Source organism: Flagellimonas sp. MMG031, assembly GCF_040112705.1.
Taxonomy (GTDB): Bacteria; Bacteroidota; Bacteroidia; order Flavobacteriales; family Flavobacteriaceae; genus Flagellimonas.
This window is the reverse complement of the sequence record NZ_CP157804.1, coordinates 458738-481624: the sequence shown is the minus strand read 5'-3', so window position 1 is coordinate 481624 and position 22887 is coordinate 458738. Positions and strand designations below refer to the sequence as shown.

The 22887-nt window shown below is 44.0% G+C and carries 20 protein-coding genes and 1 pseudogene; 3 read left to right on the top strand and 18 right to left on the bottom strand.

Annotation, left to right across the window (positions count from 1 at the left end; genetic code table 11):
• Positions 1 to 37: 37 nt before the first annotated feature.
• The 16 genes and pseudogenes from ABNE31_RS02120 to ABNE31_RS02045 all read right to left on the bottom strand — a co-directional run bounded on the left by ABNE31_RS02120 (position 38) and on the right by ABNE31_RS02045 (position 16759).
• Positions 38 to 1177 carry a permease gene (locus ABNE31_RS02120; RefSeq protein WP_349352190.1) on the bottom strand — a complete coding sequence of 380 codons (1140 nt, stop codon included), beginning with the start codon at positions 1175 to 1177 and terminating at the stop codon, positions 38 to 40.
• Positions 1177 to 2379: a histidinol-phosphate transaminase gene (locus ABNE31_RS02115; RefSeq protein ID WP_349352189.1), complete on the bottom strand. Its 1203-nt coding sequence runs from the start codon at positions 2377 to 2379 to the stop codon at positions 1177 to 1179. The genes ABNE31_RS02120 and ABNE31_RS02115 overlap by 1 nt, the downstream gene beginning before the upstream one ends.
• A gap of 275 nt (positions 2380 to 2654) precedes the next feature.
• Positions 2655 to 3053 (bottom strand): hypothetical protein, encoded by a 399-nt coding sequence (locus ABNE31_RS02110; RefSeq protein ID WP_349352188.1) that lies wholly within the window; start codon positions 3051 to 3053, stop codon positions 2655 to 2657.
• 9 nt (positions 3054 to 3062) lie between these two features.
• Entirely contained in the window at positions 3063 to 4082 is a 1020-nt protein-coding gene (gene pheS, locus ABNE31_RS02105; protein WP_349352187.1) for a phenylalanine--tRNA ligase subunit alpha, read from the bottom strand.
• A complete protein-coding gene (locus tag ABNE31_RS02100; RefSeq protein ID WP_349352186.1) occupies positions 4075 to 4758 on the bottom strand; it encodes a hypothetical protein in 684 nt (227 codons plus the stop codon). The genes pheS and ABNE31_RS02100 overlap by 8 nt, the downstream gene beginning before the upstream one ends.
• Positions 4759 to 5005: 247 nt before the next feature.
• Positions 5006 to 5632 carry a carbonic anhydrase family protein gene (locus ABNE31_RS02095; protein WP_293280920.1) on the bottom strand — a complete coding sequence of 209 codons (627 nt, stop codon included), beginning with the start codon at positions 5630 to 5632 and terminating at the stop codon, positions 5006 to 5008.
• A 9-nt stretch (positions 5633 to 5641) separates the two neighbouring features.
• Positions 5642 to 7225: a SulP family inorganic anion transporter gene (locus ABNE31_RS02090; RefSeq protein ID WP_349352185.1), complete on the bottom strand. Its 1584-nt coding sequence runs from the start codon at positions 7223 to 7225 to the stop codon at positions 5642 to 5644.
• A gap of 83 nt (positions 7226 to 7308) precedes the next feature.
• On the bottom strand, positions 7309 to 7623 hold the full coding sequence (locus ABNE31_RS02085) for a hypothetical protein (protein ID WP_349352184.1): 315 nt from the start codon (positions 7621 to 7623) through the stop codon (positions 7309 to 7311).
• A 54-nt stretch (positions 7624 to 7677) separates the two neighbouring features.
• A complete protein-coding gene (locus tag ABNE31_RS02080; protein ID WP_349352183.1) occupies positions 7678 to 8436 on the bottom strand; it encodes a tetratricopeptide repeat protein in 759 nt (252 codons plus the stop codon).
• Between the two features lie 2 nt (positions 8437 to 8438).
• Positions 8439 to 10226 carry a BatD family protein gene (locus ABNE31_RS02075; protein WP_349352182.1) on the bottom strand — a complete coding sequence of 596 codons (1788 nt, stop codon included), beginning with the start codon at positions 10224 to 10226 and terminating at the stop codon, positions 8439 to 8441.
• A complete protein-coding gene (locus tag ABNE31_RS02070; protein ID WP_349352181.1) occupies positions 10226 to 11119 on the bottom strand; it encodes a tetratricopeptide repeat protein in 894 nt (297 codons plus the stop codon). The genes ABNE31_RS02075 and ABNE31_RS02070 overlap by 1 nt, the downstream gene beginning before the upstream one ends.
• Positions 11112 to 12158 (bottom strand): VWA domain-containing protein, encoded by a 1047-nt coding sequence (locus tag ABNE31_RS02065; protein WP_349352180.1) that lies wholly within the window; start codon positions 12156 to 12158, stop codon positions 11112 to 11114. Before ABNE31_RS02065 ends, ABNE31_RS02070 begins: the two co-directional genes overlap by 8 nt.
• Positions 12159 to 12161: 3 nt before the next feature.
• Positions 12162 to 13160, bottom strand: coding sequence for a VWA domain-containing protein (locus ABNE31_RS02060; protein ID WP_349352179.1), 999 nt, complete (start codon positions 13158 to 13160; stop codon positions 12162 to 12164).
• On the bottom strand, positions 13161 to 14822 hold the full coding sequence (locus tag ABNE31_RS02055; protein WP_349352178.1) for a hypothetical protein: 1662 nt from the start codon (positions 14820 to 14822) through the stop codon (positions 13161 to 13163).
• Positions 14823 to 15688, bottom strand: a pseudogene (locus ABNE31_RS02050) (DUF58 domain-containing protein).
• A gap of 69 nt (positions 15689 to 15757) precedes the next feature.
• Entirely contained in the window at positions 15758 to 16759 is a 1002-nt protein-coding gene (locus ABNE31_RS02045; protein ID WP_179383107.1) for a MoxR family ATPase, read from the bottom strand.
• 159 nt (positions 16760 to 16918) lie between these two features.
• On the opposite strand from ABNE31_RS02045, the gene ABNE31_RS02040 reads away from it, so the two are divergent.
• The 3 genes from ABNE31_RS02040 (at position 16919) to ABNE31_RS02030 (ending at position 19876) form a co-directional block, all read left to right on the top strand.
• Entirely contained in the window at positions 16919 to 17791 is an 873-nt protein-coding gene (locus tag ABNE31_RS02040) for an aldo/keto reductase (protein ID WP_349352177.1), read from the top strand.
• A 12-nt stretch (positions 17792 to 17803) separates the two neighbouring features.
• On the top strand, positions 17804 to 18562 hold the full coding sequence (locus tag ABNE31_RS02035; RefSeq protein ID WP_349352176.1) for an SDR family NAD(P)-dependent oxidoreductase: 759 nt from the start codon (positions 17804 to 17806) through the stop codon (positions 18560 to 18562).
• Between the two features lie 177 nt (positions 18563 to 18739).
• Positions 18740 to 19876, top strand: coding sequence for an ATP-binding protein (locus tag ABNE31_RS02030; RefSeq protein WP_349352175.1), 1137 nt, complete (start codon positions 18740 to 18742; stop codon positions 19874 to 19876).
• Here ABNE31_RS02030 and ABNE31_RS02025 read toward each other — a convergent pair.
• Both ABNE31_RS02025 and ABNE31_RS02020 read right to left on the bottom strand, forming a co-directional pair.
• Positions 19873 to 21792 carry an amylosucrase gene (locus ABNE31_RS02025; RefSeq protein ID WP_349352174.1) on the bottom strand — a complete coding sequence of 640 codons (1920 nt, stop codon included), beginning with the start codon at positions 21790 to 21792 and terminating at the stop codon, positions 19873 to 19875. The two genes, ABNE31_RS02030 and ABNE31_RS02025, sit on opposite strands and share 4 nt — an antisense overlap.
• Positions 21793 to 22737, bottom strand: a complete 945-nt coding sequence (locus ABNE31_RS02020; protein WP_293280884.1) for a carbohydrate kinase — start codon at positions 22735 to 22737, stop codon at positions 21793 to 21795.
• Positions 22738 to 22887: the final 150 nt, after the last annotated feature.

The following is a 22887-nucleotide window of genomic DNA, read 5'->3' as shown; positions in this document are numbered from 1 at the left end:
CCTGAAAGGTAACAATTTAGCGGACTATGTTTGCTATTTAAGCGGCTTTTTCCGCCGTTGTAGCTTGTATTTCACGATCCATGAGCTTTTGGGAAGACCACTTTTTTTTGTGCACTCCGCTGAGCCAAGGAATGGAAAACCCAACGGCTAATAGGACACCTGAAACCATAAAAATCATCAATGGTTTTGCAAAAAGGGTTCCGCTGTTCAATGTCGCCAAGATCAAGATGGTGGACAAGGGGAATGATAAGGCCAATATGGCCACCCCAAAATCACTGTTAAAGGTTCTTTTGAGGGGTTTTTGGTCCATTTCCAAACTATCTACGGCCGCGATATGGGCATAAGGCCAAAAACTGCAGGCACTTAGTCCAAACGCCATGGTCAGGAGGATTTCCTTTGGTGCTTCAATGCCCGCAAGAGTGACAAAGGTTCCAGATATGAGAAGGACCAAACCTGCCCGGATACACAGCAGTGAAAAAATCTGAATGAACTGCTTTCTTTTGATTTTTACCGCAAGTCCGATAAAGAGCAGCACAAGCGGTGTCATAATTAAGCTTAGTTTCTCCAATGTCTCGCTCAAAAAGAACGGTAGGGAGTCCATGCTTACCCCAAAAGCCAACAAAACCAAGGCTGCTCCAATAAATACGTTCACCGGCTCCGAGACCATGGCCTTTATCAAGGGCTTTAGTTTGGTTCCCCCTTTTCTTTTTTCACTGGATTGAAGCCCATAATGCCAATTCATGGCCACCAAATACAAAAAGAAGAGCACGAACACTTTATTGCCAAGGTCGGACATAGCGGCTTTGGCCAAGTATTCATCACCCAAGAATTCCAAAATAAAAGGAAACGATGAAAGTCCCGGCGCTAGTGATGGCACCAACAATCTTGCAGTCCTATAATCCGACGTGCCTTTTCCAATGCCCATAAGGGGCAGAATAAACGGCATGGCAAAGAACAAAATCAAGTTGAGCCCAAGGGCCAATAAGGGCAATAGCAGCAAATGCAGTTCTACCTTGACCCCCAACAACGCAATGAAGATGGTCGCTGGCAGGGCCAAGTTCAGAATGATTTTTTTTATGCCCGTAATCTCCTCTTTGGACTTGAACTTCACCTTAAGTACAATCCCAATGAAGATAAAGAACAGAAAAACGATGGTTTTTTGAATCCCTACGTCCACTATGCCAACACTTTATCGAGTGCAGCGGTAAAGGTTTTCATTTCGTCCATGGTTCCCATACTTACACGGCACCAGTTTTGGTCCATAAACTGGAAAGCACGAACACCCACCTTTAACTCGGTCATTTGCTCCAAAAACGCTCTTCCTTCCATTTCAATAGGAAAAATGATAAAGCTTGTGGATGACGGAACATAGGAAGTAATGCCCATCTTTTCCAGACTTTGGTACACATACTCCCTGCACTCGGCATTTAGGTTCCTTGATTTTTCAAGGAAGGCCGCATCGTCCATGGCCGCCATGGCAGCGTATACGGAGGGCAAGGAAATTCCCATGCCTCCCCTTGTTATTTTTTGAAGTCTGTTCAAAGTCTCTTCCAAAGCAACAATGTATCCGACACGCAAACCGGCCATTCCATGAATTTTGGAAAAAGTTCTTGCTATGATGACATCCTTGCCCTCGTTCACCAAGGAGACCATACTCTTTTTGGCCCCTTCATCCAAGAACCAGAGATAGGCTTCATCCACAAAAACAGGAACCCTTTCGGATACGCGTGAACAGAAATCCACCAATTCCTTATGGTCCGTCATAGAACCGGTTGGGTTGTTGGGGTTACAGATATAGACCAGTTTGGTATCATCGTCGATCGCTTCCTCCATCGCCTTAAGGTCGTGCGACCAATCGTCCTTTAGAGGCACTGGCTTCCAGCTTGCACCAACAGATTCCGCTACTTGAATGAGCGACATATAAGCTGGATCGGCAGAAACAACATTGCCACCGTTCATAAAGAAAACCATGGCCGTTTTCTCCAACAAATCTGAAGAACCGGGTCCCATCATAATATTTTTGCTTTCTACACCTTCAAAATCAGCGATTTTGTCCACTAGTTGGAATAGTTCCCTCCATGCGTATCTATTTCCTCCCGAAGCGGAACTTTTGAAAGCTTCCAAAGCCATAGGTGATGGACCATATGGATTTTCGTTGGCATTTAGTTTGGCTTCCAGTTCAGGAAACAAAGCGTCTGGCTTAGGCAGATATTCTTTAAAAAACGGACTGTAAACAGCATTTCCCTCTCTGTCAAGGGTTAAGGGGGCCTTTGGTCTCTCGGCCAATCCTATGTAAGGTAATGCCATTGCGCCTCCAGCGGTAAGCATGCTTTTTCTGATCCAATCGCGTCTGTTGATGTTGGTTGATGTAGTTCCCATTGGTTTTTAGTTTTAAGAAGAACTTAAAATTACGCGATCATTCCGCTTAAAACAACGCTAAAAACATAAAAATCAGGCCCTTAAAGAAGAATTTATTAAAATATTCGCAGGTTATTTATAAAATTGATAGTATCTGTATCTCAAAAATGGGCTTTTTTGATGATGTTGTGGGCGTACGCCAGCCAGATAAACGAATAATTAGGACGGGATAAAAGTTGTTGGATGATGTGTTCGCCTATTTGGATGTCTTTTGGCATTCTGTCATCAGCAAACCATTAATCTTCCGAAAGAATACCTTCCTTGTCTACAATGGGAATTGTACGGAGGTGATTCTCTTTAATGGTGTGCTTAGGGAACAGGCATCTTTTTTCAAAGAGCTTGTTTTCAGCAAAAAAGGTCACAAAGAATTCATTGTTGAGCGCCAACACCTCTTCCTGCAGCAATTCGATTTTTTTAAAGGATTTTGGTCCCAAAACGCCTATGCCATGGCGCATGGTGGATGTTTTTTTGTCGCCGTCAAATCCTTTGGAGACCACAATGGTCATCTCAATGGTATCGGAACGGTTATTGATGAGGTAGGCATTCCAGTCTTTGGACAAAAATTCTTCGTTCCACTCACGAATCACAGCAACATGTACATCCTTGGCTACGGGAATTTCAATATCCTTTTTCATGGAATGCGGTTAAAAGGCGCTTTTGAACTGCTCCAAAAAGCGCACATCATTTTCACTGAGCAAACGGATATCGGAAATTTGGTGCAGCAAGAGTGCAATACGGTCAATTCCCATTCCAAAGGCAAACCCAGAATATACTTCGGGGTCTATGCCACAATTTTTAAGCACGTTGGGGTCTACCATTCCACAGCCCATGATTTCGAGCCATCCGGTACCTTTGGTCATCCGGTAATCGGTCTCGGTCTCCAATCCCCAGTACACGTCCACTTCAGCGCTGGGTTCGGTAAACGGGAAGTAAGAGGGACGCAGGCGTATTTTTGATTTCCCGAACATTTCGGAGGTAAAATATTGCAAGGTCTGCTTTAAATCGGCAAAGGATACGTTTTTGTCCACGTAAAGCCCTTCTACCTGATGAAAAAAGCAATGCGATCGCGCTGAGATGGCCTCGTTTCGGTACACTCTTCCCGGGGAAATGGTACGAATGGGCGGTTTATTCGCCTCCATGTACCGTACCTGAACGGATGAAGTATGGGTGCGCAATAAAATATCTGGATCGGTTTGAATGAAAAAGGTGTCCTGCATATCTCTCGCTGGGTGGTATTCGGGAAGATTCAATGCAGTAAAATTGTGCCAATCGTCCTCCACCTCTGGTCCCTCGGACACATTGAAGCCGATCCGTGAAAAGATATCGATAATCTGGTTTTTTACAATTGAAATGGGGTGTCGTGCACCAATCTCAACAGGTTCGCCAGGACGTGTGAGGTCGCCATATTTTCCACTGGCCTCGGTCTGGTTTTCTAGAGCTTCCTTTAAGGCGTTGACCTTTTCAGCAGCAACGGTTTTCAATTGATTGACAACCATGCCGAACTCTTTTTTCTGCTCGTTGGGCACATTTTTAAATTCAGAGAAAAAACTGTTCAAAAGTCCTTTTTTACCCAAATACTTGATTCGGAAGGCTTCGATTTCGTCTATGGAGCTGGAAGTAAATTTTTCAACTTCGGCGATATGTTCCTTAATGGTATCAATCATGATGGCTTGCGCTATTGGCGGACAAATTTAGCAAATTGTCCTTGAATAAATAGGCAATTAGGAAATGTACTGCAATTCCACCGAACAAATGCCACAACCAATGGGTGCCCATGGGAAATAATGTTTGATGAAGATCGATGCTTCTAAAAAAAAGCGCAACTCCAAAAATGATAAAAGCGGTCAACACCAAACCTATATTTTTTCCTTTGGTTTTTGCCAAATACCATGTTATGGGAATAAGGATTGTAGCAGCAGTGATTAGGTATCCAAGGGAAATCCTCCAACCCTGAGGCATGGGAAGAATCCGTAGTAAAATGGAGGCGCTCAGCAATAGTGCGATAAACACCAAGCGCTGCCACCACTGATGAACGAGTTTACATATAAAATAAATCACCAAAGAAGCGCAAAGCAGCATAATGGGCATCCAATCCAACCGAAGCCAAAACTCGTGGCTACGGGTAGCGTGATACACCGTGCCTCCAATGTAGCTAACTCCGATAACGGGAAGTACCCAAGCCAAGAATTTGTGCTGTCCAGGATTTCGGTACACCCGCAAGCTCCAGTAGATGATCAATAGCAAAAAGATAGTATTGCTAAATGTATTGAATGGCTCCACGGGAAACCCGCCTTGGGTGGTTTCCAAATAAATGGGTCCGGAATCATTTGGAAATTTCATATTGGGTATAAAGGTATGATGGTTTCAGGCCAAAATACATATTGCCAAGCAGATACCAACGCCTCTAAGGCTAAATTTTAAACTAAAAACAGGCTGTCTAAAAAGCGGTTTGCCTGTCAGTTCGAGCGCAGTCGAGAACTTAAGACACATTGGTAATCAATGGGTTTCGACTGCGCTCAACCTGACAAAACTCAAATAGTACCGCTTTTTAAACAGCCTCTTTTCTTTTAAGAAATGTTGGCGGGAATTACAAAAATGTTACGCTTCCATCCGAAATATCGTACATGGCGCCTACAATGGCAATATCACCATCTTCCTCCATTTCTTTTAGGATAACACTTTGGTTTCTAATGTTTTCCAATGCCATTTCAACATTTTTAACGGACACGGCATCTACAAACTCCAAATTTTGGGAGTTCCTCAAAGACTCGTCCTTGGGTTCCTTTACCGCGTAAACCGCAGGTTCAATCTTATTGATCAAACTGGTCAAGTTACCGAGACGGGCATGGTCGCAGGCGCCTTTTACAGCCCCGCAACTGGTGTGTCCCAGTACCACAATGGCCTTGGTTCCGGCAAGTTTGCAAGCAAACTCCATGCTGCCCAGAATATCTTGGTTAACAAAATTCCCTGCTATTCGTATGCTAAAAATATCTCCTAGACCTTGATCAAAAACCAGCTCTGCAGAAACTCTGGAATCGATACAACTTAGAATAGTCGCAAATGGAAATTGACCATCCTTGGTATCGTTTACTTGCTCCAATAGGTTTCGATGTGCTTTTAAATTTTGTTGAAAACGCTCGTTTCCCTCCTTTAAAAACTGAATTGCCTTTGCAGGAGTCATTGTGGCTTGCGTTTCTTTGGTATGTGCCTTCATATGTTTAGGTTATGCTGTTTTTTTGGGTCTTAGATTAAAAAATTCGATATAACTATCCGGATTTTCAACCTCTCCTTTTTCAGAAATAATTTTGATGTCGATGTTTCTGTTCTTGGCCTTGCTCGAAAAATCCTCGAGAATCTCTACGATATCGTTATCCAGATACCTTGTTTTTCTCACGTCCAAAGTGAGATAGGTGTTTTCGGAAATACTGTCCAATTCTTTCAGGATAGCTCCTTTGTTGAAAAAGGTAACCTCTTCGGCAAGGGTCATTTTTATTTGATGTCTGCCGCCATCGCTTTCCTCAATGTGCAAAAAGTGGGAGTTTTGGTAACTTTTGATCAAAACCACCACGATACCAACACCAAGGCCAAGGCTTATTCCTACCAAAAGATCGGTAAAAACGATACCCACCACGGTCACCACAAAGGGGACAAACTGTTTCCAGCCAGCTTGATACATCGTTTTAAACAGACTTGGTTTGGCAAGCTTGTAGCCTACCACAAATAAAATTGCCGCCAATACTGACAGCGGAATCATATTGAGCAGTGTCGGAATCAAAATAACCGAACCCAACAGAAAGAATCCATGGATTATGGCTGCTAATTTGGTTTTACCGCCAGATTGAATATTGGCCGAACTTCTCACAATAACCTGTGTTATTGGAAGCCCCCCGATCAAACCCGAAAGTGTATTCCCAACCCCCTGGGCGATCAGCTCACGATTGGTAGGGGTGGTCCGTTTTTCAGGATCTAACTTATCGGTTGCTTCTACACAAAGTAGGGTTTCCAAACTGGCCACCAGCGCTATGGTGAAGGCGGTGACCCACACTTCTGTATTGCCAATGGCAGAGAAGTTGGGGAAACTAAAGAAACCCAAGAAGGATTGAAAGCTATCGGGAACGGGGACCGTTACCAAGTGTTCCGCTGAAATTCCCCAAGTGGCATCCCCCTTGGTAACACTAAAGTAGATGATACCAATGACCACGGCCACCAGAGGGCCCTGAATCAACTCAAATATTTTTGATTTTTTGGTCAATACCTGACTCCACAAAATCAAGATGGCCAATCCAATAGCGGCAATGAGGGTTGCACCAGGACTAATGTAGTTGATGCTGTTAATGATTTCGCTAAAGGTATTCTCACCATCCACTTGAAAAAAGGCCCAATCCCCTTCGGGATCGGAATCATAGCCAAAAAAGTGTGGGATTTGCTTGAGAATGATAATGATACCGATTCCCGTAAGCATCCCTTTGATTACGGATGATGGGAAATAGTAGGCAATCACCCCAGCTTTTAAAAAGCCAAAGATCAATTGGATGATACCGCCCAAAACTACGGCCACCAAAAAGTTTTGATAGCCTCCTAAGGTTCCGATGGCGGTCAAAACGATGGCTGCCAAACCAGCAGCCGGTCCGCTGACCCCAATTTGTGAACCGCTTAGCGCCCCCACAACGATTCCACCGATAATACCCGCAATGAGCCCGGAAAATAGGGGAGCCCCACTGGCCAAAGCAATACCCAAACATAAGGGTAGTGCCACGAAAAAGACTACGATACTCGCAGGTAAGTCATTTTTTAAATGCTTGAACATGTTATAATGTACGTTTGTTCTTCTATACTGGTTAGGTTATGGATAGAAGATGTTTAAAAATTGAATTAAAAAAGTACGAAGAATTATGTCAATTTTCTGGGAGGGGGATCTAATATTTCCACTATATAATCAGAAATAGGAAGTAAATAGCCTATATCATCTTGGTTCTGTTGCTGGAAAACAGGGTTGTTCGCCAGTTCCAAATAGTATTTGATGTAGGCGTCGATTTCGTCAAATTTCTTGTTCGTTTCCCCATTGTTGCCATTGTTTTCCTCCTCCGCAGCACCGATCACCATGGTCTTTCCCAATTCTTTGTCCAGAAATGGGATGAGCGGTGATACCGTTAAAGCGGATATCAGCACTAGGGAAATAATGGCATGGAGAACACTTTTTAGCACAAACCAATTTTTGCCAAAAATACAGAATATTAAACAAGGCAGGGGTGTTTTGGCCTAAAAGTCCTTGATTTTCCTGACATTATCGGCCTCCAGCCAACCAGTTTGGCCATCAGCAATGCGAATTCTTTTCCAATCATCGAGTTCCTCCAGTACGTTTACCTTGGTGCCTTCATGTAGGGTGAAAACGGGAGCACTGTTATTGTTAGGCTCTGCATTCACGTTGACTTCCTTGCTGAACACAATGGCAGGATCATTGTTTTTAAAGGATTGAAAGTTGAGATAGGCCATCAGTATGCTGAGCACCCCCAAGACTAGGGCAAATATACCGGAAATAAATGCGGCTCTTTTCTGATTTGCCGTTCCAAGAAAGTAGTAGGCCATGTATGCCATGACGAACAAAAACACCAACGCCACTGCTAAATAGGCCCATTGATCGTAAGTAAACATGCCTATTACCGCCGAATATAGCTTGGAAAGCTCCGTTTTTGGCATTTCCTCAATGGCGTCCAGCCTCATATTCTCAGCAAACCTCAGATTGTTTTTGATCTCTTCATTGTTCGGGGATAGCAATAGGGCTTTTTCGTAATAATAGATGCTGGGCCCTATGGCATTTTGTTTGTAATAACTATTGCCCAAATTAAAGTAGAGGGAGGCGGAATGCTGCCCATTTTCCAAAATCTGTTTGTAGTTTTCTATGGCTTTGGAATATTCCCCATTATTGTACAGTTCGGTTGCCTCATCAAAAAGGGTCTCGTTTTGGGCAAACCCAAAATTCAGGGAGAAGAGGCAAAGTAAAAAGACCATCTTTTTCATGCTCATAACTGTTTGTCCAAATTAGAGATTACCTCACTTGCTTTTTCATAATCCTGCTGCATCTGCACGTTGGAAAATGGACTGTAACGCGCCATTTCACAGCTGGTAAGCAAACTTATGAAGCCGTCAATATCCGCTTTTTCCACTTTTTTGTCGGATAGAATACCCGTGATTTTATCTTTACTGAATTCTGAGGTTTCAATATGCAATTTAGCTTTCAGGTAGTTGTGGAGCCCTTTTTCCAAGGCCACGTAGAAAGCTTCTTTATTGCCCAATTCTTTTTTGGCAGTAGACAGGTATTTTCTGGCTAGCTTGTTGGCCCGCTTTATTTTGTTTCCTTCCACATCACTGGCAATGGCCTCCCTCTTTTTGAACGCAAATATGGCGATGGGAATCAACAATAATGGGGCAAACAATAGGATAAAGAACAGCTTTGACCCGAAAAACCGATTCACTTGAATTGGCGATAAGTTCGGGTTGATATGGATAAAATGAAATTGCTCGCCTGTGGGCACCACCAATTGTTTGTTGGCTGCTTGACTAGCTGCAGTGGCACTTCCGCTCGTAGGACCCTCGATTACTTCAATATTGATTTCTTCTGAGTTGATGGTTTTGTAACTACCCGTTTCTGGGTTAAAATAGCTGAAAGAGATGCTTGGGATGGGATATTTTCCCCTGAATGAAGGCACGATGGTGTAATTGTTGGAGACTTTACCCTCCATACCGCTGCTGTAGGTGCGGATATCCTCATCATATTCGGGGTCGTATACCTCCAAGGAACTGGGAAGTTCTGGTTCTGGAAGCTGGAACAACTTTAAATTTCCCTTTCCGGACACTTCCACAATTGCCTGTAACGATTCCGAAGCGTTCAATTGCGTTTTACTGGTAGTCACGGAAAAATCAAAATCACCTACGGCGCCGCTAAAATTAGCTGGTTTTCCTGCTTCGGGAAGCGGTTTTACGTTGATGGTTCGCCTGCCTGCGGAAACCGTTTTACTGGTAGAGGTATAGATTCTTCCACCAAAAAAGTCCCTGCGATTGGTGGGGACGTCCACGAATATCTCCAATGAAAGGGGTTCAATATCCAATTTGCCCGATTTTTGAGGGTAGAGCACCACACGTTTCAGTACAACATATCTGTAAGGCTTACCTTGATAGGTTCCATTTTGTGCGGTATGCTTGGTTACTGGAATATCCTGACTCCAGAAATTGTTATAGGTAGGATTGTCCAATGGCCGATAGTTGGTCACACTGATGTTTGGACTCACATACAACTTGTAGACTACGGTAACGGCCTCATTGAGGTAGGGATTTCCTTTGGAAACCTCAGCTACCAGATGAAGGTTTTCGTCCGCCACATCGTCCACGGTCTTTTGGTCGTTGGGCTTGTCCACTGCGGCGGTCACCTCTACCTGTTGTGGGGTGGTCTTGTAGGTTTGCCCATCAATTTCAATGGTTGCTTGATTAATGGTAAAACTTCCCCTTGCCGTAGGCACCAAAATGTAGCTATAGGTTTTGGAAAAACTGCGTTTTCCGTTTACCCAAGAGGAGCTTATGGATTGTGAAGGTCCCATCACTACCCGAAAGTTTTCGAATTGTGGCGGTTTAAAGTTGTCGCCATCCTTATTCATGGTAAAATCAACCCGAAGACGCTCGTTCAGTCCCAATTTGTCCTTGCTCAAGTTCATGACGAACTCGATACTTTCGGTTTCGTCTTGGGCATGGGAGTGTAGCCCCGAAAGGAGCAATATTCCCAAAACAAGCCATATTTTGCCCCTTAACGCTTTCATTACCAGTCTTTCTCGTTTTTGACCTTTTTTCCACGAACTTTGCGGGCCTCCATCTTTTCCTGTACTTTTTTCTCTTCGTTCTGCATGGCTTCTAACAGATTTTGAATCTGCTGTTCGGAAAGTTGGTTGGGTCTAGGTTGTTGTTTTTTATCGTCGGGCTGATCTCCTTCATTGGGCTTTTTCTCCTGCTCTTTCTTTTTGTCTCCATCGCCTTCTTGATTTTCCTCGGGCTTGTCCTCACCGTTTTCACCTTGGTCGCCCTTGTCCTTGTTTTCGTCCTCTTTTTGGTCGCCCTCGTCTTTTTTCTCGTTGTCGCCGCCTTCGTTGTTCTGGTCTTGGTTTTTATCCTTGTCCTCGTTCTCTTGGTCTTTTTTGTCCTGATCTTCGTTGTTCTGATCGTTCTTTTGCTCGTCCTGTTGTTTTTCCAGCATTTTTTTGGCCAAGGCCAAATTGTAGCGGGTTTCGTCGTCGTTTGGATTGCTTCGGAGCGCTTGTTTGTAGGCTTCCACGGCTTTTTCGTACTCCTTGTTTTTCATGAATACGTTGCCCATGTTGTGGAATGCCTTGTGTTTATCCACTTTTTCCTCAGCGGCTTCACTTGCTTGTTTGTATCGGCCAAAAGCTTCACCAAAACTTTCCCGATTGTAGTAGGCATTCCCGAGGTTGAACCGTGCAGCTGCATTTTTATCACTTTTGGAAATGGCCCTTCTGTAATCCGCCTCAGCGGTCACAAAATCGTTGGAAGAAAGTTGCTCATTGGCTTCGTATGTCAGGTTTTTGGAAACCTGCAAGGCTTTTTCGGCCTCTTTGTTCGCTTTTTCTACCATGTCGTCCTGTGCTTGGATGGTTCCAAAACACAGCAATAGTCCAAAAATCAACTTTATCTTATTCATCATCATGCTCATTAAAAAGATTCAGTTTTTTCAACCATTGTGTTTTCCTGTCCAAAACAAAAATGTCCAAAAATAACAATAAAAAGCCTGCTGCGAGGAACCACTGAAATTGGTCCTTGTATTCGGCGAATTGTTTGGCTTCAAATTCGGTTTTGTCCATTCTGTTCAGTTTTTCTTTGATGTATTCCACCGCGTTTTCGGTATTGGAACCATCAATATAATCCCCATTGCCCCTGTTGGCAATTTGGTTCAAAACTGTTTCGTTCAGTTTGGTGATGACCACCTCGCCTTGATTGTCTTTTTTCAAACTTTCCACAACCCCATTTCGTTTGATTGGAATTGGAGCACCCTTTGCTTTTCCCACACCGATGGTGTATACGCGTATCCCGTTTTGCACTGCTTTTTCCACCGAATTAATCGTGGAGCTTTCTGAATGGTCTTCACCGTCGGACACAATAAAAAGGACCCTGTTGGTCTGCTGGGAATCGTCGTAATAGGTACTTGCCAAATCAATAGCGGCGTTGATGGCCGTTCCTTGTGAGGAAAGCATATCGGTATTCATACTTTGCAGGAACATTTTGGCGGCACCGTAATCTGTTGTAATGGGCAATTGTGGGTATGCCTGCCCTGCGTAGGCAATGATTCCTATACGGTCGCTTGCCAGTTGGTTGATGATTTCGGAGACAATACGCTTTGCCTTTTCCAAACGGTTGGGAGCGATATCTTCGGCCAACATACTTTTGGATACATCGATGGCGAAAACAATGTCCACACCTTCCCGTTTTACCGTTTCCAGTTTTGTACCGATTTTGGGATTCACCAAGCCCAAGACCAAAAAGGCAAGTCCGCCCAAAAAGAAGACCAGCTTAACGGTGGACTTGAAGTTGGATTTGTTGGGCGCCAATCGTTTGAGGAGCGATGTGTCGGCAAACTTTTTCTGCGTTTTCCGTTTCCAGATCTGAAGAAAAAAGAACGCTAGGGCCATCACTGGGATGACGGCCAATAGGTAGAAATATATTTTTTCATCAAACTGGATCATTTCCTAAATAAAACTTTTAAATATGGAGTTTCGCAATCCCCATTCCAACAACAATAAAATCCCGGCCAAGAAAATGAGCGGCCTAAACTTTTCCTCGTATTTGTAATATTTGAATTCTTCTATCTCTGTTTTTTCCAACTTGTTGATTTCATCATAAATCTCCTCCAAAGATTCGTTGTCGGTGGCACGAAAGTATTTTCCTCCGGTCACCTCCGCTATTTCTTTGAGCAGTTCCTCATCAATCTCCACTTGGCGCATTCCGTACCGGTAGGAGCCATCGGGATTATAAGCTATGGGAGATAGCGCATTCCCATTCGTACCTAAGCCAATGGTGTATGTTTTGATTCCAAAGCCTACGGCCAGATCAGCTGCGGTTCTTGGTTCAATAAAGCCAGAATTATTGACACCATCCGTTAAAAGAATGATAACTTTACTGATGGCTTTACTTTCCTTTAGGCGGTTTACCGATGTGGCCAATCCCATACCAATGGCGGTACCGTCTTCCAAAACACCATAGGTAATTTCATCCAACGCATTGAGCACAATGGTCTTGTCGCTGGTAATCGGGGTTTTGGTATAACTTTCTGCAGCGTAGGCGACCAATCCAATACGGTCGTTGGGGCGTCCTTCAATAAATTTGGCGGCTACCTCCTTAAGGGCTGATAGCCGATTAGGCTTTAAGTCGCGGGCCAGCATACTGGACGATACATCGATGGACATGACAATATCGATACCTTTTGTGGTTTTGGTACGGGTTGAGATGTCTTCCGTTTGGGGTCGGGCCAAGGCAGTGATGATGGCAGCTAGGGCCAATAATCGAAGGGCAAACAATACAGGCTTTAGCTTAGAGGCCCAACTTTTCACCGTAAATCCTTTGATGCTGGAAATGCGAAGGGAGGCCATTTCGTTTTTTCGTTTGAAAAAATACCATAGCAAAGCCAAAGGCAGCAAAAGAAGCAGCCAGAAAAATTCGGGATTTGCAAATTCTATATTCTCAAACATTTACGCCTGTAATTTTACGTCTAAACTGGTTAAAATTCGGTCCACGATCTGTTCCGCATAGGCATCATCCTCTTCCCAAGTTATCACCACTTGCTGTATAAAACCTTTGCCACCAAACGATAAGATATTGTATTTGGCTCTTTTGGAATCGCCATCGGGCGTTTCCAAGGTGCCGGTTCCGAAGGTTTTTACTCCTTTTACACCAGATTGTGTGACGAACTCCTCTTGCTTGGTAATGATATTTTTGAGACCGAGTTGCTCAAAATTGGTCAAAGTAGCACCTATAACGGCTTCAAAATTGGGATCTTCTTCTTGATTTTTAAAGGTGATGGAACTGGCACTTACTGAAAAAATGCCCGCATAATTGCCATAAGAGAATGCCTGTAATTCCTTGATCAATTCTTTGGTTTCTGTGGGCATGTCCGGTTCTTGGCGCAGCAGTACCTCCGGTGTTTCCAATTCTATGGGCGGGAACCCGTACGAACTGGATACCCATTCGCCCTCCAACAGGTCTTTGGTAGGATAGCCAAATACGGTGTCCCGTACTTGTTTGGCACCAAAATAGGCCACGGAAAATACACTTCCCAAAATGAGAATACCGGCAAAAATAGCGGCAGCCCAATAGATACGCTTGCGCTGTTTTTTCTTGGCAAGTTCTTCCAGGTATTCCTCGTCCAATAGCAGGTCTTCCTCTGTCGGTTCAGGCAGTGCTTCGTGGGTTTTGGTTACGATTTCCTCCACCAATTTTCTGTCTTGCTCCGCGATGGATGATGCCGGTTTGGATTTGGCGAATTTCACCAAATCGGCAGTTTGCAATATTTTTTGGAATTGAAAAATGGTATCGTCATCCAATTTAAGTTCCCCAGCATCCCTCAGCATTTCTAATTTGGTAATCAGTTCGGAGGTTGTGCTTTCCATGGCCGTCACATGTACCTCTTCTTCCAAATAGGAACGCATAATATCAGTCAATTCTGAATAGTATTGTTTGAACTCGTCTTGGATAAGATATTTGGAGTTTTCCAGTTTTTTGAGTTCCAATATAGCTCGGTCATAAGGTGGGAGCAGGGCCACTTTTTCTTCTTCTGTCAAGGGTTTTTTACGCAAAAAGAACCAATACACCAATCCGCCGACCACAATCAAGCCCAAAAGAATCCAAAGAGCGGTGAGCCACATTTCGGCATTGCTCTTTTCCACTTCCATCAAAGGCTTGATGTCGTACATTTTTTGTTTGGTCGTATCCACAACCACATCAGCAACCTTCACTTGAAACGAATCCGTAAAAAAGGGTTGTTCATTGATGGCGATACGCTGCGGTGGAATGGTATAGGCACCACTATCAAACTGGGTAAGGGCGTATATTTTTTGCAGGATAACCTTGCTGTCTTGCTTTAGGGTATCGGCCATAATGGCTTCGACGGTTTCCAGTGGGGAAAACGTTTGTCCTTCTGGAAAAAAGACCACATCGGTGGAATCGGCTTCAACCGTAATACTGTATTGGATTTGTTCCCCAATTTTGATGGCCAAGGTGTCCACTTCGGCCGTTACCTTGAGTTCGGTCTGGGAGAAACCGAGCAACGGCAGCAGGCAAAACAACAACAAAGTGCCCAGTAGTTTTTGGACCCTGTTCAAGTGTATTGTTGTATGGCAACTTTCCTTTATCATTTATGCTCTCCGTTTAAAATAGCCCAATAGTTTTTTCACATAACTTTCGTCCGCCCGACAATTGATTACACCAGATCCGGATTTGTTAAAGGAATTGATAAAGTATTCCACTTTTTCCTTGTAATGTTGCCCGTAGGCCGAACGCACCTGTTTGGATTGGGTGTTTACCAATTGTATTTCACCTGTTTCGGCATCTTGCATTTGCACCATACCCAAATTGGGGATGGATTCTTCCCGTTCATCATAGACCCGAATTCCGGTCACGTCATGTTTGTTGCCCACAATTCGAAGGGTGTTGTCGTAATCATCGGCTATAAAATCCGAAAGCACAAAAACGATGGCCTTTTTCTTCATCACATTGGTCAGGAACTTCAAAGCCTCGGCAATATTGGTCTCGCTGCTTTTCGGGTGAAACTCCAACAACTCCCTGATGATTCGCAGTACGTGGCTTTTTCCTTTTTTGGGCGGGATAAAGAGCTCCACCTCGTCGGAAAACAGGATAAGACCTACTTTATCGTTGTTCTGTAGTGCAGAAAAGGCAAGTGTTGCGGAAATTTCGGTGATGATATCTTTTTTAAACTGATTGGAGGTGCCAAAAAACTCGGACCCACTCACATCCACCATCAACATCATGGTGAGTTCGCGCTCCTCTTCAAAAACTTTTACAAAGGGTTCGTTGTAGCGGGCGGTCACGTTCCAGTCAATACTCCTTACATCGTCCCCAAATTGATACTGGCGTACCTCGCTGAATGTCATACCCCGACCTTTGAACGTAGAATGGTACTCCCCACCAAAAATATGGTCGGACAGACGTCGGTCTTGATTTCAATTTTGCGTACTTTTTTTAGTAGTTCCTTTGTATCCATTTGGTTCAAGAAAAATAGGTTTTCGGGTTGGTTAAAGTATTGCTACTTATTCCGATAAACATTGAACCGCTAAGGCACTTCTACCTCGTTTACAATCTTGTTGATGATTTCTTCGGAAGTAATATTTTCTGCCTCGGCCTCGTAGGTGATTCCAATACGGTGGCGCAGTACGTCGTGTACCACGGCCCTTACATCTTCAGGCACCACATACCCCCTTCTTTTGATAAAGGCGTAGCACTTGGAAGCATTGGCCAAGTTGATACTTCCCCTTGGAGAGGCACCAAAGCTGATCAATGGCTTCAAGTTTCCAAGGTTGTATTTTTCCGGATATCGCGTAGCGAAGATGAGGTCGAGTATGTATTTTTCGATTTTTTCGTCCATATATACCTCCCGAACAGTATCCTGGGCCCTCAGAATTTGTTCTAGGGAAACTACAGGATTAACGGTTTCGGTGGCTCCCCTCAAATTTTGTCTGATGATCAGTTGCTCTTCGTTGAGTTTTGGATAATCGATAACGGTTTTTAGCATAAATCGGTCTACCTGCGCTTCGGGAAGTGGGTAGGTACCTTCTTGCTCCACAGGGTTTTGGGTGGCCATTACCAGAAAGGGTTTGTCCAAAATAAAGGTTTCATCACCGATGGTCACCTGCTTTTCCTGCATGGCTTCCAAAAGTGCGGATTGCACTTTGGCAGGGGCCCTGTTGATCTCATCGGCCAAAACAAAGTTGGCGAAAATGGGCCCTTTTTTAATGGAGAAGTCATTTTCCTTGATATTGTAGATCAGCGTACCGATCACATCGGCGGGCAATAGATCGGGTGTGAACTGTATGCGGCTAAAACTGCCTTTTACCGCTTTTGCCAAGGTGTTGATGGCCAGTGTCTTTGCCAGTCCGGGAACACCTTCGAGCAAGATGTGCCCCTTGCCCAAAAGTCCGATCAATAAGCGCTCCACCATGTGGTTCTGGCCTACAATGGCCTTGTTCATCTCAACCCTTAAAAGGTCAATAAAAGCGCTCTCTTGGGCTATTTTCTCATTCACAGCACTAATATCAATAGTAGTGTTTTCTTCCATTGTAAACTTTTATTGTTTGGTGTTAAGGTCGGGGTTTTTACTAAGGTGTGCAAAATGAAAATTTATTTAAAACCTGCCTGTTAATTAATGGTTAAAAAAAACGCTAAACCCCTAGTTTTATGAAGGATTTAAGGCTTTAATTTTATACTTTCAGCGCTTATGGAACAGACAACGAAATTTTCCCGTGTGATATCGGGAGCAATGACCTGGGGGAGTTGGGGTAAAAAACTTTCCAAAAAAGAAATGATGGAATTGATGCACCATAGCATCGAGTGCGGACTCACTACTTTTGACCATGCCGACATTTATGGTGGATATACCACCGAGGCTGATTTTGGAGCTGCCTTTGGTGATAGCGGGATCAAAAGGGAAACTATTCAGTTGATTACCAAATGTGGTATTCAATTGATGGATAGAAAAAAAAACCGAATCAACCATTATCAGTATGATAAAGATTATATAATCTGGTCAGCGGAGGAGTCCTTGAAAAAGTTGAAAACTGATTACTTGGATTTTTTCTTGATACACAGGCCAAGCCCGCTGATGAATCCCAATGAAATAGCTGAAGCCGCACGCCATTTATTGGTCAGTGGAAAAATAAAGCAATTTGGGGTGTCCAATTTTACCACCTCGCAGATGGCCATGTTAGAAAAGGCCGTACCTGTGGAAGGCAATCAAGTAGAATTTTCCCTCACCCACCACGACCCTATGTACGATGGGGTTTTTGATGATTGCATCGCCAACAAAAGAATGGCAATGGCTTGGAGTCCTTTGGGCAGTTTTTTTAGGGAAGATGATGAACAGGGGGCCCGAATCAAAGCGGCAATGGAACCTTTGAAGGATAAGTATGATGCCGATGAAAGCCAGTTGCTTTTGGCATGGATTTTAAAGCATCCGGCCAAAGTGCACCCTGTAATCGGCACAACGAATAAAAAACGAATGGAATTGGCCGCAAAGGCCGTAAAAATAGATTTGGAACTTCAAGATTGGTTTGCTCTTTTGGTGGCGGCCCAAGGGCACGATGTTCCATAGAAAATAAATGCAATGGCAACAACAGCGTTAATTACAGGAGCAACAAGTGGAATTGGAAAGGCAACTGCCGAACTTTTTGCAAAGCAAGGTTTCAATCTGATTCTTTGTGGCCGCAGGGAAGAGCGTTTACACGAGCTAACGAACCAATTAGGAAGAGACACATCAATTTTGACGCTCAATTTTGATGTGAGGAATCGTGAGGATGTGTTCTCCGCCATCGACAGTTTGCCCAAGGAATTTTCAGAAATCGATATTTTGGTCAACAACGCGGGAAACGCACATGGTTTGGACCCTATTGATAAGGGCAACCCAGATGATTGGGATGCCATGCTGGATATCAATGTGAAGGGATTGCTGTATATGTCCAAAGCCATTATTCCTAAAATGGTGGAGCGCAAATCAGGGCACATCATCAATATTGGTTCCACTGCGGGCAAGGAAGTGTATCCGAATGGAAACGTGTATTGCGCCAGTAAACATGCCGTAGACGCCATCAACCAAGGAATGCGTATCGATTTAAATGCCTATGGCATCCGGGTCGGGGCCGTAAATCCAGGACTGGTAGAAACGGAATTCAGTGATGTCCGGTTCAAAGGAGATTCCGAAAGGGCTTCGAAAGTATATCAAGGCTTTCAACCCTTGAAACCGGAGGATATTGCCGATATTATCTTGTTTGTAGTCACTCGACCCTATCATGTAAACATTGCTGACCTTGTGGTGATGCCTACCGCCCAAGCCAGCAGCACGATTGTGAAGAAAAATAGTCCATAGATGATGGTTAAAGGTCAAAACTGTCAGTTCGAGTTTTTTCAGAAGGAAAAAGTATCGAGAACGTGGTTTGTGCGATTAAAAATTTTTTTCTCGATACATTTTTTTGGACTTAAGTTCAAAAAACCACTCGAAATGACGAATTTTTCTTTGGTTTCCGAAATCCCAAAGCTTTAAATTATGATCAACAAACGCCTACTCGTAAAAAACTTATTAGCCCATAACGACGAGAATAGTTTTTACGACAAAAAGCGTTTTATATCCATAGGGGAGAAAGAAGGCAAGGCCAAATTTTTAAAACATGTCTGTGCCCTCGCCAATAGTAACCCGAAGAACAATTCGTTTATCGTAATCGGAGTCGAGGATGAGGACAACAAAATCGTGGGCGTGGATTTTTTTGATGATAGCAAGATTCAGAACCTTGTGAATGCCTATCTGGATAACCCTCCCTTGATTTCTTACGAGAACATCCCATTTCCTCATTTGCCCGAGGGGAAGGTGGTCGGTTTGGTCACCATCAGGTCCAACGGGAAAGTATGTGCGCTGCGCAAAAATATCTGGAAATATTATGGGGGTGCCGTGTTCTTTCGTGAAGGCAGTATTAGCTTGCCCAAAGCTTTTGATATTGAGCTGAAGGACATCAATTCCGAAAAGGTGGCCACCATTGAACAACATGCACGGAACAATATCGAGTACACCTTGGATGCCGTACTCAACTTTTTCAATACCCGCCACCCCGATTTAACCAGTGATTACAAAGTGTTCAAAGAGCAATTCGTGGTCTGCTGGGCAGGCAACAAGAAAAAGGTAAAGGGCAAAGTGTATTATTCTAGAGTGGATATTGAATTGATCAATGAGCAGGTGAAGCTCTTCTACTCCGCTCTGGATGAAATTACCATCGATTATGATGATGATTCCTTCAAGACCTTGGAATATGTGCAATTGGGGTTGGGTTCACAACAAAAATATTATCCATTGGAAGAAATGACGATCACCTTTTCGGACAATGGCAAGTATACCATAAACAGCAAATTGGTTTTTGAGCCGCCGCAGTTCGATAAGAAAACCTTGTATCATGTGTACAATACGAATAACGCATTGCTCAAAAAGCTGGAAGGCCATATTCCGTTGACCGATTCGGAGCATATCGACATCACCCATCTACCTGCTACGTATCTTATTTGTTATTTGAACGGGTTTGAAGAGGCAAAGGACAAAATGGAAAGTTCCCGCGCCTTGCTGAAAGCCTATGACACTCATGTGTATCAATCCCTAAAGGAATCCCAACGGATTTTACGAAAGGTGAGGTACGCTTAGGATTTCATCAGCCAAATCATCTGATAGGGCATCACTTCCAGGAGCGCGCTGTTCAAATGCACCTTTTCACCGGACACCAAATCCACGGGATCCCCTTGACTGAAATAGCCCAATTTTTTGATCCAACTGCTATCGATTACCTGAGGGTTTTCGTCAAAATTACAAAGTACGAGCAGTCCCTTATAGCCTTGCGTTCTTTCAAAGGAAAAGATATGGTCATTACCCGTGTGGCACAGTTCCAAATTGTTGTTATCCGCAAAAACCCCATGCTCCTTTCGTATTTGGATAAGGTGTTGTAGCGCACGGAAAATATTGGATTGCGGCGATTCCAGTTTGTCCAGTTGTGAGATGACCTCCCAATCCTGCATGGGGCGGTTCACCCAGCGACTGTCGCCTTTTTTGGCGTCGTCGGTTTGAAAGGAGTAATCGTTCAAGGTGCCAATTTCGTCACCGGCATAGATCAAGGGGATTCCTCCAAAAGCCAAGGTAATCCCATGCAGCATGATGATCTTGTCAACGGCCTCTTTAATGAGCTCTTCATCTTTGGTTTGGATGCCCTTCTCCAGTCCTAGGAGGGAAGCCGCACTCCCCGTGATACGGCCGTCGCCAGTTTTGGGGTTGTACATGAACAACATTCCCATAGCGGGCGACCAATCCAATCTGCGACAATAATAATCCAACAAGAATTTGCGATGCATATTGGGATTCCACCCAAGTTCTTCAATGAGGTGGTTTTCGTACCCCAGCCCAATATCATCGTGGCAGCGGATGTAGTTGATCCAGGTGCCGTCTTTGGGTTTTGATGGAACGTGCATCAAACTTTTGTAGAGCAACGAGGTTTTCTTGGTGGCAATGGAATTCCATAAGAGTGCCATCAACGAAGCATTATAGGCAATTTCACATTCGTTGCCCTGTTTTTCATCTTCCCCGAAGTATTTGATAATGTTCGTAGGAGCTACAATCGCTTCAGCCAATAGAATAGAACCGGGAGCTACCACTTGAAGGCACATGCGGTACAAGGAAATCAAATTATGTGCCTCGGGAAGGTTTTGGGAGATGGTTCCGATTTTTTTCCAGAGAAAGGCGAGTGCATCAAAACGCACCACATCCACGCCCATATCGGTCAGTTTCACCAAATTGGTCAACATTTCCAAGAACACCTCTGGATTGGTGTAGTTAAGGTCCCATTGATAACTGTTGAACACCGTCATCACCCATTTTTCCATTTCGGGGATATAGGTAAAATTGCCCGGCGAGGTTTCGGGAAATACCTCTGGCAAGGTTTTTTCAAATTCGGCAGGGATGGTGAAATCCTCGTAAGTGTAATAGTAGCCTTGGTACTTTTTGTCCCCTTTTTTCGCTTTTTTGGCCCAGGAAAACTCGTTGGAGGTATGGTTGACCACAAAATCGAGCATCAAATACATACCGTTTTTTCGAAATGCAGTGGTCAGTTCCAGGAGGTCTTCCTTGGAACCGTATTTTGGGTCCACTTCCAGATAATTGTTCACCGCATAGCCGCCATCACTTTCGCCCTTTGGGCGGGTAGTGATGGGCATCAGGTGCACAAAATTGACTCCCAAGGATTTCAAATAGGGTATTTTTTCCTGTAATCCCTTCAAGTCCTTATTGAAATGCTCCACATACAACTGCATGCCCATCAGCTTTTCGGATTGGTACCAGTTTCCCGATTTTAATCGGGCGATATCCTGTGATTTCAAGACCTCGGGCCTTTCCAAAAATAATTTTGGGAGCAGTTTCAGCAACTTTTGAAAATGGGGTGCGTAGCGTTCTTCCGGATATAAGGAAAAAAACTGCTTTTGAATCAAGGTGAGGTTAGTGGCCAAGCGTTGATCAAAAAGCTCTTGGCTGCTCTTCCCTTTGTGAGGGAGCAATCGGTGTAATTGGGCCTGGTTCATTTATGCTTCAAGCTGGTCTTTGGTGGGTAGGGCGACAATGGCCCCGTAGTTTGTGGTGGTGATGGCCCCAGCTTTATTGGCTTTGGCCACCATATTTTCCAACAGTTCAAAATCTTCGAAAACGGGCTCAAAATTGCCCAAATCAGAAATTTGGTACAATAGGCACCCAATAAAGGCATCACCGGCACCAGTGGTATCTACGGGGGTGACCTTAATACTTGGGATTACTTTTTTGGTTCCATTGGTGCTTAGGAGTGTGCCATCTTTTCCCATGGTGACGGTAATGATTTTGGCCCCTACCTTATGGAGGGCATCACAAGCCTCATGGATATCTTCTTTTCCGGAAAGTAGTTGAGCTTCTTCCAAACTGAACTTGCACAGATGTGATTTTTCCACAAAGGGCATACATTTTTTAATAAAGGTTTCCGTGTCATCCTTCCATAAATCTGTTCTGTAATTGGGGTCAAAACAGATGAACATTTCCTTGGTGAGCCCATCAAACAAGTATTTGGTATAGGTTTTTTCCAAAGGTCCCCCCAAAAGAGCGGTTGCTGCTCCCAAGTGGAGAATGTTACCCGGGAGGTTTTTTCTAAGGTCTGGATTGTAGCTGAGTTCTTGGTCTGCACCCCGACTGAACACAAAATCGCGCTCGCCGTCTTCCGAAAGGGAAACAAAGGCAAGTGTGGTAAAGGTTTCGGAAAGCTGGGCCAATGAAATGTCGACGCCTTCGTTTTTTAAGGTATCCAAAAGGAATTTCCCAAAAGGGTCGTTTCCAACACTACCTATAAAAATGCCGTTTCCGCCAAGTTTGGCGATGGCACAGGCTACGTTGGCAGGTGCTCCGCCCGCTTTTTTGGTAAATTGGGTGGCTTTGGAGAGATCGCTCCCTTGCTTTTCGGCAACAAAATCGATCAACAGTTCGCCAATACAGTATACTTTCTTCATAGTACTTCGGAATATTCTAAGGTACATAGAAAATAATACCACGTCCAAAAATCAGTTAGGTTTATTTGAATTCTGGGTTAAATCCGTGATAAAGCCGGTATGATTTTTTAGCAGCCAATCATTTGTGTGTAATATTGTCAAAAACTTTTC

Excerpts from the sequence above, each read along its gene's own strand:
- ABNE31_RS02115 (WP_349352189.1), bottom strand. The coding sequence starts at position 2,379 with ATGGGAACTACATCAACCAACATCAACAGACGCGATTGGATCAGAAAA.
- ABNE31_RS02110 (WP_349352188.1), bottom strand. The coding sequence starts at position 3,053 with ATGAAAAAGGATATTGAAATTCCCGTAGCCAAGGATGTACATGTTGCT.
- pheS (WP_349352187.1), bottom strand. The coding sequence starts at position 4,082 with ATGATTGATACCATTAAGGAACATATCGCCGAAGTTGAAAAATTTACT.
- ABNE31_RS02100 (WP_349352186.1), bottom strand. The coding sequence starts at position 4,758 with ATGAAATTTCCAAATGATTCCGGACCCATTTATTTGGAAACCACCCAA.
- ABNE31_RS02095 (WP_293280920.1), bottom strand. The coding sequence starts at position 5,632 with ATGAAGGCACATACCAAAGAAACGCAAGCCACAATGACTCCTGCAAAG.
- ABNE31_RS02090 (WP_349352185.1), bottom strand. The coding sequence starts at position 7,225 with ATGTTCAAGCATTTAAAAAATGACTTACCTGCGAGTATCGTAGTCTTT.
- ABNE31_RS02080 (WP_349352183.1), bottom strand. The coding sequence starts at position 8,436 with ATGAAAAAGATGGTCTTTTTACTTTGCCTCTTCTCCCTGAATTTTGGG.
- ABNE31_RS02075 (WP_349352182.1), bottom strand. The coding sequence starts at position 10,226 with ATGAAAGCGTTAAGGGGCAAAATATGGCTTGTTTTGGGAATATTGCTC.
- ABNE31_RS02070 (WP_349352181.1), bottom strand. The coding sequence starts at position 11,119 with ATGAATAAGATAAAGTTGATTTTTGGACTATTGCTGTGTTTTGGAACC.
- ABNE31_RS02065 (WP_349352180.1), bottom strand. The coding sequence starts at position 12,158 with ATGATCCAGTTTGATGAAAAAATATATTTCTACCTATTGGCCGTCATC.
- ABNE31_RS02060 (WP_349352179.1), bottom strand. The coding sequence starts at position 13,160 with ATGTTTGAGAATATAGAATTTGCAAATCCCGAATTTTTCTGGCTGCTT.
- ABNE31_RS02055 (WP_349352178.1), bottom strand. The coding sequence starts at position 14,822 with ATGATAAAGGAAAGTTGCCATACAACAATACACTTGAACAGGGTCCAA.
- ABNE31_RS02045 (WP_179383107.1), bottom strand. The coding sequence starts at position 16,759 with ATGGAAGAAAACACTACTATTGATATTAGTGCTGTGAATGAGAAAATA.
- ABNE31_RS02040 (WP_349352177.1), top strand. The coding sequence starts at position 16,919 with ATGGAACAGACAACGAAATTTTCCCGTGTGATATCGGGAGCAATGACC.
- ABNE31_RS02035 (WP_349352176.1), top strand. The coding sequence starts at position 17,804 with ATGGCAACAACAGCGTTAATTACAGGAGCAACAAGTGGAATTGGAAAG.
- ABNE31_RS02030 (WP_349352175.1), top strand. The coding sequence starts at position 18,740 with ATGATCAACAAACGCCTACTCGTAAAAAACTTATTAGCCCATAACGAC.
- ABNE31_RS02025 (WP_349352174.1), bottom strand. The coding sequence starts at position 21,792 with ATGAACCAGGCCCAATTACACCGATTGCTCCCTCACAAAGGGAAGAGC.
- ABNE31_RS02020 (WP_293280884.1), bottom strand. The coding sequence starts at position 22,737 with ATGAAGAAAGTATACTGTATTGGCGAACTGTTGATCGATTTTGTTGCC.